The following is an 11,472-nucleotide window of genomic DNA, read 5'->3' as shown; positions in this document are numbered from 1 at the left end:
ACCACCGCCAACACCGCATGACCCCGACGACGCGCATCCGACAAACGCTCCACCAACAGCAACCCCGCACCCTCGGAAAACCCGGCACCATCCGCCGCCTCCGAAAACGCCTTGCACCGACCATCCGCCGCCAACCCCCGCTGACGACTGAACTCCACGAACAGCCCCGGCGTCGACATCACCGTCACACCACCGGCAAGCGCCACATCACACTCACCCGAACGCAACGCCTGCACCGCCAGATGCAACGCCACCAACGCCGACGAACACGCCGTATCCACCGTCACCGCAGGCCCCTCAAGACCAAAGGTGTACGAAACACGACCGGACATCACGCTTGCGGAGTTGCCGGTGCCCAGATGGCCCGCGACCTCGTCTGCGGCGATCAGCGGGCGGGAGGAGTAGTCCTGGTAGTTGGTGCCCGCGAACACTCCGGTACGGCTGCCCCGCAGCGAGACAGGGTCGATCCCGGCCCGCTCGAACGCCTCCCACGACAGCTCCAACAGCAACCGCTGCTGCGGATCCATCGCCACCGCCTCACGCGGCGAGATCCCGAAGAAGCCCGGATCGAAGTCGGCCACACCGTCCAGGAAGCCGCCCTCACGGGCGTAGCAGGTGCCCGGGTGGTCGGGGTCGGGGTCGTAGAGGGCGTCCAGGTCCCACCCGCGGTCCGCGGGCCACGCGGAGATCGCGTCGACACCTCCGGAGAGCAGGTGCCAGAACTCCTCCGGGGAGGCGACACCGCCGGGGAAGCGGCAGCTCATGGCCACGATCGCGATCGGGTCGTCGTCCGTCGACCGCGGGGCGGTCGGCTCGGCCGTTGCCGCCCGGCCGGGGCCGAGCCCGGCTCTGAGGTGCTCCGCGAGCAGGGCCGGGGTCGGGTAGTCGAAGATCAAGGTGGCGGGCAGGCGCCTCCCCAGGGCGCCGCTGAGCGCGTTGCGCAGCTCGACGGCGGTCAGGGAGTCGAAGCCCAACTCGCGGAACGCCCGTGTGGGTTCGACGTCCTCGGGACCGGCGTGGTTGAGCACGACCGCGACATGCGCGCGGACGAGTTCCAGCACGGCCGCGCGCTGTTCGCTCTCCCCGAGTGCGGTCAGTCGCTCGACCGGCGCGGGTCCTTCGGCGGCCCGCGGTCCATGGTCGTTCCGGTGCTTGGCCAGGGCCCTTTGCGCCTCGGGAAGGTCATCGATGAGCGGGCGAGGGCCTGCCGAGGTGAAGGCGTGGGTGAACAGGTCCCAGTCGATGTCGGTGACGGCGAGCGTGGTGTCGTCGTGGTCGAGGGCTCGTTGCAGAGCGGACAGCGCGAGCTCCGGGGCCATGACTCGGACGCCGTGACGCAGCAGGCGGTCACCCACGCTGCCTTCGGCCATGCCGCCCTCGGCCCAGGGCCCCCAGGCGATGGAGGTGGCCGTGAGCCCGCGGGCCCGGCGCTGCTGGGCGAGGGCGTCCAACAGGGCATTGCCGGGTGCGTAGTTGGCGTGGCCGGGCGCTCCGATCGTGCCCGCGGTGGAGGAGAAGAGGACAAACGCGGCCAGGTCCAGGTCCGCGGTCAGCGCGTCGAGGTTGCGCGCTCCGCCGACCTTGACCCGCAGGACTTTGGCGATCTGCTCGGGCGTCAGTGTGGTGACGACACCGTCGTCGAGGACGGCGGCTGTGTGCACGACGGCGGTCAGCGGACGATCGGCGGGGACCGTGCGCAGTAGGGCGGCCAGTGCCTCCCGGTCCGCGATGTCGCAGGCGGCCAGTTCGACCCGTGCGCCGAGCGCGGTGAGTTCGGCCTCCAGTTCCTGGGCACCGGGTGCCTCCTTGCCTCGGCGGCTGATCAGCAGCAGGCCGGGGGCTCCTTTTCGGGCCAGCCAGAGCGCCACCTGGCGGCCCAGCGCCCCGGTGCCGCCGGTGACCAGGACGGTGCCGGTCGGTGTCCAGGTGCGGGCGTCACCCAGTTCGCCGGTCGCGGCCCGCGCGAGCCGTCGGGCGAGCACTCCGGACGGCCTGATCGCCAACTGGTCCTCATGGCCGATGCCTGCCAGGACGGCGGTCATCCGTTCGGCGGCGGTGGCGTCGAGGGTCTCGGGAAGGTCGAGCAGCCCTCCCCAGCGTTCTGGCTGTTCGAGGGCGACGACCCGGCCGAAGCCCCAGACCAGCGCCTGCTGCGGGGCGTCGACGCCGAGGCGGGCATCGGTCGCGACCGCTCCTCGGGTGCAGAACCACAGCGGCGCGCACGTCCCCAGGTCGTCCAGCGCCTGGACAAGGGCGACGGTTCCGGCGAAACCTCGGGGCAGGCCCGGCAGTCGCTCGTGCTCCTCCTCGTCGATCCCGAGCAGGCAGAGCACACCCCGCGGCGCGCCGCTCTCGGGAGGGGCGGCCTCCTGCGCTGCGCGCAGGACATCCGCGATGCGCTCCCGCCCGGCCTGCGGATCGACGGGCACCGGAATCGGCTGGGCGCCCGCTCGGATGAGGGCGTTGAGCACTCCGGCGACCAGCTCATGCCCGCGGTGGTCCTCATGGGTGTGGCTGTCCGGCACGGCGACGAGCCATGTGCCGCGCAGCGTCGCAGCCGGTCCGGTGGGCAGCGGCTTCCAGATCGTCCGGTACCGCCAGGAGTCCACGGTGGACCCTTCACGGCTGCGTCGGCGGTAGTCCGACAGGGCCGGCAGGACGCGGGAGAGTGTCTGCTCGTCCAGGTCCAAGGCGGCGGTGAGCGTCCCGAGGTCGCCGTTTTCCACCGACTCCCAGAACCGTGCGTCGGTCGTCGTGCCGGGGACTTCGGCGGGCGGCGGTGCAAGTTCCGGCCAGTAGGGGCGCCGTTGGAACGGGTACGTCGGCAGGTCCGCGCGGGTGCCGCCGCCGAGCACCGACGGCCAGTCGACCGGTCCCGCGCCGCGTACGGACAGTTCGGCCAGCGAGGTGAGGAAGCGTTCCCGGCCGCCCTCGCCGCGGCGGAGCGAGCCGACGACGACCGTGTCTGCCAGTCCCAGCTCATCAAGGGTGTCGCGGATCGGCGCGGTCAGCACGGGGTGTGGGCTGACCTCGACGAACGCGCGGTACTCCTGGTCGGCCAGGGCGCGCACCGAGGGTTCGAAGCGCACGGTCCGGCGCAGATTCTCGAACCAGTACTCGGCGTCGAGCAGTTCGGTGTCCAGCCAGTCGCCCGTGACCGTGGAGAAGAACGGCACCTTCGCGGGGAGCGGGCGGATGGGCCCCAGTTCGGTGAGCAGTTGCTCGCGGATCTCGTCCACCTGGGCGGAGTGGGAGGCGTAGTCGACGGGGATCTGCCGGGCCTGGACTCCTTGGGCGGTCAGGTCGGCGACCATGTCGCGGACGGCCGCCGCCTCGCCCGAGACCACCACCGACTGGGGCCCGTTGACGGCGGCCACCGACAGCAGACCGTCCCACGCGGTGAGGTGCTTGTGGACCTCGGGCAGTGGCAGCAGGACGGAGGCCATGCCGCCTCGGCCGGCCAGCGCGGTCAAGGCGCGGCTGCGAAGCGCCACCACGCGGGCCGCGTCCTCGAGGGAGAGTCCGCCTGCCGCGCAGGCCGCGGCGATCTCGCCCTGGCTGTGGCCGATGACGGCGTCGGGCCGCACCCCGCGGGCCTGCCACAGCCGTGCGAGCGAGACCATCACCGCGAACAGCACGGGCTGGACGACGTCGAGGCGGTCCAGGGAGGGTGCCTTGTCGGCGGCGCGCAGCACATCGTGCGCGGACCAGTCGACGAACTCCTCGAGCGCCTCGGCGCACTCGGCGAACCGGTCGCGGAACTCCGTGTCGGTGTCGATCAGTTCGGTGGCCATGCCGGCCCACTGGGCGCCCTGCCCGGGGAAGACGAACGCGCACCGGCCGCTGACATCCGCCACTGCCTGGAGCACTCGGGCCGCCGGGGCACCGTTCGCCAGGGCGTCCAGCCCTCGCAGCAGGCCGTCCTTGTCCTGGGCGATCACCGCCGCACGGTGCTCGAACTGCGACCTGGTGGTCGCCAGCGACCAGGCGACATCGCTCGGTTGAGCGCGGGGGTCGTCCCGCAGCCGGGCACGCAGAGCGCCCGCCTGGGCCCGCAGAGCCGCCGCCGTCCGGCCCGAGACCAAGAACGGCAGAGGAGCCTGGGGAGCCAGGAGGCGGGATTCGGGCGCCGGGGTCCGCTCCTCGGTGGGCTGCTCGAGGATGACATGCGCGTTCGTGCCGCTGACGCCGAACGAGGAGACTCCGGCGCGGCGGGGGCGGTCACTGCCGGGCCAGTCGCGTGCCTCGGTGAGGAGTTCGACCCGGCCGGCCGACCAGTCGATGTGCGACGAGGGCTCGTTCACATGCAGGGTGCGGGGCAGCAGGCCCTCGCGCATGGCGAGCACCATCTTGATGACGCCCGCGACACCCGCCGCGGCCTGGGTGTGGCCGATGTTGGACTTCACCGATCCGAGCCACAGCGGCTCGTCCCGGTCCTGGCCATAGGTGGCCAGCAGGGCCTGCGCCTCGATCGGGTCACCGAGCGTGGTGCCGGTGCCGTGGGCCTCCACCGCGTCGACGTCGGAGGTGGACAGCTGGGCGTCGGTGAGCGCCTGCCAGATCACCCGCTGCTGGGAGGGGCCATTGGGGGCGGTCAGGCCGTTGGAGGCACCGTCCTGGTTGACCGCGCTTCCCCGCACGATCGCCAGCACCGGATGGCCCTGGCGCCTGGCGTCGGACAGCCGCTCCACGACGAGCATGCCGACACCCTCGCCCCATCCGGTGCCGTCGGCGGCGTCGGCGAACGCCTTGCAGCGGCCGTCCGGAGCCAGCCCGCGCTGCCGGCTGAACTCCAGGAACAGACCGGGCGTGGACATCACCGTGACCCCGCCGGCCAGTGCCAGGTCGCACTCGCCCGAGCGCAGTGACCGCACCGCCAGGTGCAGGGCCACGAGGGAGGAGGAGCACGCGGTGTCGACGGTCACCGCGGGGCCCTCCAGTCCGAGGGTGTAGGACACGCGGCCGGACACGACGCTGGCGGCGTTGCCCGTTCCCACATGCCCTTCCAGGCCCTCGGCGGCCCCCATCAGCAGGGCGGTGTAGTCCTGCCCGTTGGTGCCGACGAAGACACCGGTGCGGCTGCCGCGCAGCGTCACCGGGTCGATGCCGACGCGTTCGAACGCCTCCCAGGAGGTCTCCAGCAACAGCCGCTGCTGGGGGTCCATGGCAAGCGCCTCACGCGGCGAGATCCCGAAGAAGGCGGCGTCGAAGTCCTGGGCACGGGCGAGGAAGCCACCGGATCGGCTGTAGGTCCTGCCCGGCCGGCCGGGCTCGGGGTCGTAGAGGGACTCCAGGTCCCAGCCGCGGTCCGACGGCCACTCGACGACCGCGTCCCCGCCGGAGCGCAGCAGCCCCCACAGTTCCTCGGGCGAGTCGGCTCCGCCGGGAAACCGGCAGCTCATCGCGACGATGGCGATCGGCTCGTGACGGGCCGCCTCGGCCTCGCGCAGCCGCTGCCGTGTCTCGTGGAGATCCCCGGTGACCCGCTTCAGGTAGCTGAGAAGCTTCTCCTGCTCGTTCATGCACGCTCACCCACCCTGCCGGTCATGGCGATCACGAAGCTGGTCACGAGCTGCCGAGGTCGTTGTCGATGAACGCGAAGATCTCGTCCGCGCTGGCGGAGCCGATCCGGTCCCTGACATCGATGGAGTCGTCCTCGGCGGTAGCACCTGAGTCGTTCCACTTCGCCGACAGTGCCTGGAGGCGCGAGGCGATTCGGCTGCGCTGCGGGTCGTCCTCGGGCAGGGCCGCGAGTGTGGCCTCCAGTCGGTCGAGAGCGTCGAGTACCGGCATCCCGGAGTCCTGGTCGGCGACCGCCAGGGAGCGCAGATGCCGGGCCAGCAGCCGGGCCGTGGGATGGTCGAACAGCAAGGTGGCGGGCAGTTGCAGTCCTGCGGCGACACCGAGCCGGTTGCGCAGTTGGACGGCCATGAGCGAGTCGAAGCCCAGTTCGCTGAAGGCCCGGTCCGCGTCGACGGCGTCCGCCGAGGAATGCCCGAGCACGGTTGCCACATGCCCCCGGACGAGCCGCACGAGCAGGCGGTCCTGCTCCACCTCGGTGAGCGCCGCGAGTTCGTCCCGCAGTGTCCCGCCGCCTGCCTCGAGCCCGGCTCCGTCCTCACCCGCGGTGGAACGCAGCGCGCGCACTTCCGGCAGGTCGGCCAGCAGTGTGCCGCGCCGCACCGCGCAGAAGCCGGGCACGAAGCGCTCCCAGTCCAGGTCCGCGACGGTCAAGGTCGTCGTGCCGCGGGCGAGCGCCCCTTCCAGGGCGGTGATCGCGGCATCGGGGGCCAGGGGAACCACCCCGCCGCGCCGCAGCCGCTCCTCGGTCTCGGAGCCGTCGGCCGCCATACCACCGCCCGACCAGGGACCCCATGCCACCGAGGTGGCCGCGAGGCCCTGCGAGCGGCGCCGCTGGGCGAGCGCGTCGAGGAAGGCGTTCGCCGCCGCGTAGTTGGCCTGGCCGGCCGAACCGACCGTCCCGGCGAAGGAGGAGAACAGCACAAAGGCCGACAGTTCCCGGTCCCGGGTGAGCTCGTCGAGGTTCCTGGCCGCTGCCAGCTTGGGCCGCAGCACCGCTTCGAGGCGCTCCGGGGTCAGTGACTCCAGGAGTCCGTCGTCGAGCACCCCGGCGGCATGCACCACGGCGTCGACCGGATGCTCGGCGAGCAGTGAGGCCAGCGCTTCGCGGTCGGCGACGTCGCATGCCGCGACGGTCACCTCGACCCCGGCCTCGGCCAGTTCGGCACTCAGCTCCTTGGCCCCGTCCGCCGCCAACCCCCGGCGGCCGGCCAGCACCAGGCGCCGCGCACCGCGCTCGGCGAGCCAGCGGGCGACCCTCGCCCCCAGTGCCCCGGTCCCGCCGGTGACCAGCACGGTGCCTTCGCACCGCCAGTGCGGCGCGTCCGCAGTCGACTGTTCGGCCCGCACCAGGCGGCGGGCCAGCGTTCCCGAGGCCCGGACCGCGACCTGGTCCTCGTCCGACCGACCGCCGAGCAGCGCGCACAGCCGCCCCACCGACCGGTCGTCCAGCTCGGCGGGCAGGTCCACAAGGCCGCCCCAGCGCTGCGGGTGCTCCAGGCCCGCGACCCGGCCCAGGCCCCACGAGGCGGCCTGCGCGGGCGATGCCACGGCTTCCTGCCGGCGCACCGCGACCGCCCCGGCGGTGGCGCACCACAGCGGAGCGCCCACGCCCACATCACCCAGCGCCTGTGTCAGCGCCACCAGCGCGGCCAGGCCCCGCGGAGTGGCAGGCAGTGCGGGAGCGGGTTCCTCGTCCAACGCGAGCAGCGACAGGACCCCGCGGATGGACTCCGGGCCGCCGGACACCGAGCGCAGGTGCTCGGCGAACGACTCCCGGTCGGCGACCGCGCAGTCCACGGGGAGCGTGACGACGTGCGCGCCGTGGGCGGCGAGCCCGTCCGTGATCGCGCCCACCCAGGCCGTGCCGACCCGGTCGGCGGGCAGCGGCAGCAGCCAGGTGCCGGAAAGAGCCGACGCGTGGCGGTCCGGGACGGTCCGCCAGATGACGCGGTACTGCGACGAGTCGAGCGCCGAGCGCTCCTGGTACCGGCGACGCCACGAGGACAGGGCCGGCAGCACCTCACTCAGCGGCGATTCGTCGCCGACCTCCAGCCGCGCGGTCAGCTCACCGAGGTCTCCCCGCTCGACCGCCGCCCAGAACTGCTCGTCGACCGGCGACATGGCAGCGTCCGTCGCGGTCGCCGATGAGACCGCGGAGTCGAGCCAGTACCGCCGCCGCTGGAAGGCGTAGGTCGGCAGCTCGACGGTGCGGGCGGCACCGTTCAGCGCCGCGACGTCGACTCCGTGTCCTCGCGAGTACAGAGCACCGGCGGCCAGGAAAGCCGTCCTCACCTCCGGGTGGCCGGAGCGCAGCAGGGGCACCGCGGCCGCCGTCCCGGTCGGTTCACGCAGGCAGTCGAGCGCCATCGCGGTCAGCGTCGCGTCGGGGCCCAGCTCCACGAAGGTGCTCACCCCGTCGGCCTCGAGTCGGCGGACCCCGTCGTGGAAGCGGACAGTGTGCCGGACGTGCCGTACCCAGTAGTCCGGGGACCCCAGCTGCTCCTCGGCAGCCTGCTCCCCGGTCAGGTCGGAGACGATCGGGATCGCGGGCGGCGCGAACCGCACGCCCTCCGCGACCTTTCCGAAGTCAGCCAGCATCGCGTCCATATGAGGGGAGTGAAACGCATGGCTGACCCGCAAACGCCTAGTCTTTCGTCCCAGCCCGGCGAAGTGCTCGGCGATCGCCGCCACGGCGGCCTCGTCGCCGGAGACCACCACGGACGTCGGGCCATTGACCGCCGCGACGCCGACCCGCGTCTCCAGCCCGGCCAGCATGGGGGTGACCTCGGCCTCGTCGGCCTGGACAGCGGCCATCGCCCCACCCGGCGGCAGCGCCTGCATCAGTCGGCCACGGGCGGCGACCAGAGCGCAGGCGTCCTCCAGTGACAGCAACCCGGCCACATGGGCGGCGGCGAGCTCACCCACCGAGTGGCCCAGCAGGACATCGGGGACGACACCCCACGAGCGCACCAGGTCGTACAGCGCCACCTCGACGGCGAAGAGCGCCGGCTGGGTGTACGCGGTCCGGTCCAGGAGCGCGGCCTCGGCGGAGCCCTCGGGGGCCAGGATCACCTCGCGCAGAGGGTGGTCGAGATGGCGGGAGAGTTCGGCGCAGATCCGGTCGAAGGAGTCGGCGTACACGCTGAAGCGTTCGTAGAGCTCCCGGCCCATGCCCGCGCGCTGGGCGCCCTGCCCGCTGAACAGGAACGCCGTCTTCCCCGGCTTGCCCGCCACACCTCGCACCAGCGAGGGGACGTCCTCGTTGTCGCTCAGCGCGGCGAGTGCGGTGAGGAAGCCCTCCCGGTCCTCGGCCACGAGCACCGCGCGGTGGTCGAACGCCGAGCGGGTGGCGGCCAGGGAGTGGCCGATGTCGTTCGGGGCCAGGCCGGGGTGGGCGGTGAGATGGGCGCGCAGCCGGGCGGCCTGGTCGCGCAGGCCCTCGGCGGAGCGCCCATGAATGGGCCACAGGAAGGGACCGGAGGTGTCATCGGGGCCGTCCGCCGATGCCGACCGCGCCGTGTCCGGGTCGGGTACGTGGGGCGCGGTGCCCTGTTCTGCTCTGCCCCGGCCTGCGGCGCCCTGTTCCGCGGTGCCTTGTTCCGCGGTGCCTTGTTCCGCGGTGCCTTGTTCCGCGGTGCCTTGTTCCGCGGTGCCTTGTTCAAGGACGACATGGGCGTTGGTGCCGCTGATGCCGAACGAGGAGACCGCCGACCGGCGTGGGTGGCCGGACTCCGGCCACTGGGCCGCCTCCGTCGCCAGCCGGATGCTCCCCGCCGACCAGTCCACGTGCGACGACGGCTGGTCCACGTGCAGCGTTCGTGGCACCATCCCGTGCCCCATCGCCAGCACCATCTTGATCACACCGGCCACACCCGCGGCCGCCTGCGTGTGCCCGATGTTCGACTTCACCGACCCGAGAAGGACGGGACGATCACTGCCGCGGTCCTNGGACGCCGAGAGCCCCGCACCCGCCAACGCCTGCCGAATCACCCGCTGCTGAGACGGACCATTCGGCGCCGTCAGACCATTGGACGCACCATCGGAGTTGACCGCGCTGCCCCGCACGGTGGCCAGCACCGGGTGGCCACGTCGGCGGGCATCGGACAGCCGCTCCAACAGCAGCATCCCCGCGCCCTCGCCCCAGCCGGTCCCGTCGGCGTCGTCGGAGAACGCCTTGCAACGGTGATCGCCCGCCAACCCTCCCTGACGACCGAACTCGGCGAACGCACCCGGCGTCGACATCACCGTCACACCACCGGCCAGCGCCAGATCGCACTCACCCGACCGCAGCGACCGCGCCGCCCAGTGCATCGCCACCAGGGACGAGGAGCACGCCGTGTCCACGGTGATGGCGGGACCTTCGAGGCCCAGCACATAGGCGACGCGCCCCGAGGCGACACTCGCGGCGTGCCCGGTCATCAACTGGCCCTGGGCGTCCTCCGGAACGGCGTGCGCCGCAGAGCCGTAGCCCTGGTAGTTGGTCCCGACGAAGACGCCGGTGCGGCTGCCCTGCAGCGACAGCGGATCCACGGTCGCCCGCTCCAGCGCCTCCCAGGAGACCTCCAGCAGAAGGCGCTGCTGGGGATCCATCGCCACCGCCTCTCGCGGTGAGATCCCGAAGAAGTCCGCGTCGAACTCGGCGGCGTCGTAGAGGAATCCTCCTTCGACTCCGCCTCCTTGGCCATCGGTCGGCGGCGAGGCATCGCCGGGCTTCTGCCAGCCGCGGTCGGTCGGCGGATCCGAAATGGCGTCCACGCCGTTGGAGAGCAACTGCCAGAAGTCCTCCGGGCCGCGCACTCCCCCCGGGAACCGGCAGCCGATCCCCACGATGGCGATCGGTTCATCGGCCGCCACCGAGCCTGCGACGAGCGCGGCGGTCCCGGCCTCGTCAACGGCGGTCGGTTCGCTGCCGAAGAGTTCTGTGCCGATGTATCGGGCCAGGGCCATGGGCGAGGGATAGTCGAAGACCAGGGTCGCGGGCAGTCTCAATCCGACTGCCGCGTTGAGGCGGTTGCGCAGCTCCACGGCGGTCAGGGAGTCCACGCCCAGGCCACGGAAATCACGCGCGGCCTCAATCGTCTCCGGCCCGGCATGGCCGAGGACCATGGCGGTCTGCGCTCGTACGAGATCCAGGACGGCCGTGCCACGCTCGGCGTGCGGCAGGCCGGCAAGCCGGGCTCTGAGGTTCTGTGCCGGGGCGGCGGACTGCACGTCGGAGGCTGTCCGGCGCGTCTGGGCTGTGACCAGCCCACGCAGCAAGGCCGGAAGCGTCGAGGCCGCGTGCTGATCGCGCAGCGCGGAGTGGGCGAGGCAGACCGGGACGATCACGGCTTCGGAGTCGTCACACGCCGCGTCAAAGGCCGCCACTCCCTGCTCGGCGGTCAGCGGGAGCATGCCACCGCGCGCCATCCGACGGAGGTCGGCTTCGCTCAGCTCGCTGGTCATACCCGCACCGGGCGCCCAGGGACCCCACGCCAGCGAGGTGCTGGGCAGCCCCAGAGCGCGGCGGTGCTGCGCGAAACCATCCAGGAAGGCATTGGCCGCCGAGTAGTTGGCCTGCCCAGCACCCCCGAGCGTCCCCGCGATCGAGGAGAACATCACGAACGCCGACAGGTCCGCGTCCTGGGTCAGCTCGTGGAGATGCGTCACCGCGTCCACCTTGGGACGCAGAACGACATCCAGGCGCTCCGGCGACAGCGCGGAGACAACACCGTCGTCCAGCACTCCGGCGGTATGCACCACGGCCGTCAGCGGATGCCCGACCGGGACGGCGGCCAGCAGATCACGGAGCGCCTCGCGATCCGACGCGTCGCAGGCCGCCACCGTCACCTCGGCGCCCAGACCGGTCAACTCCGCGACCAGTTCCCCGGCGCCCGGCGCCCGAAGTCC

General features: G+C 72.4%; 2 protein-coding genes and 2 pseudogenes. All 4 read right to left on the bottom strand.

Annotated features, from left to right (window positions below; genetic code table 11):
* On the bottom strand, positions 1–5,522 hold a 5,522-nt coding region (locus tag IEY86_RS34985), incomplete at its 3' end, for a type I polyketide synthase (RefSeq protein WP_189135943.1).
* A 43-nt stretch (positions 5,523–5,565) separates the two neighbouring features.
* Complete coding sequence (locus tag IEY86_RS38650) at positions 5,566–5,793, bottom strand: hypothetical protein (protein ID WP_506016892.1); 228 nt, start codon at positions 5,791–5,793, stop codon at positions 5,566–5,568.
* Positions 5,794–5,886: 93 nt separating this feature from the next.
* A pseudogene (locus IEY86_RS38570) lies at positions 5,887–7,248 on the bottom strand (beta-ketoacyl reductase); the annotation flags it as partial.
* A gap of 315 nt (positions 7,249–7,563) precedes the next feature.
* Positions 7,564–11,472: pseudogene (locus tag IEY86_RS34980) on the bottom strand (type I polyketide synthase); the annotation flags it as partial.

The sequence above is a fragment of the Wenjunlia tyrosinilytica genome, from assembly GCF_014646055.1.
GTDB lineage: Bacteria > Actinomycetota > Actinomycetes > Streptomycetales > Streptomycetaceae > Wenjunlia > Wenjunlia tyrosinilytica.
Note: the sequence above shows the minus strand (reverse complement) of the source record. Positions and strands in the feature narration are given on the sequence as shown.

Excerpts from the sequence above, each read along its gene's own strand:
- IEY86_RS38650 (WP_506016892.1), bottom strand. The coding sequence starts at position 5,793 with ATGCCGGTACTCGACGCTCTCGACCGACTGGAGGCCACACTCGCGGCC.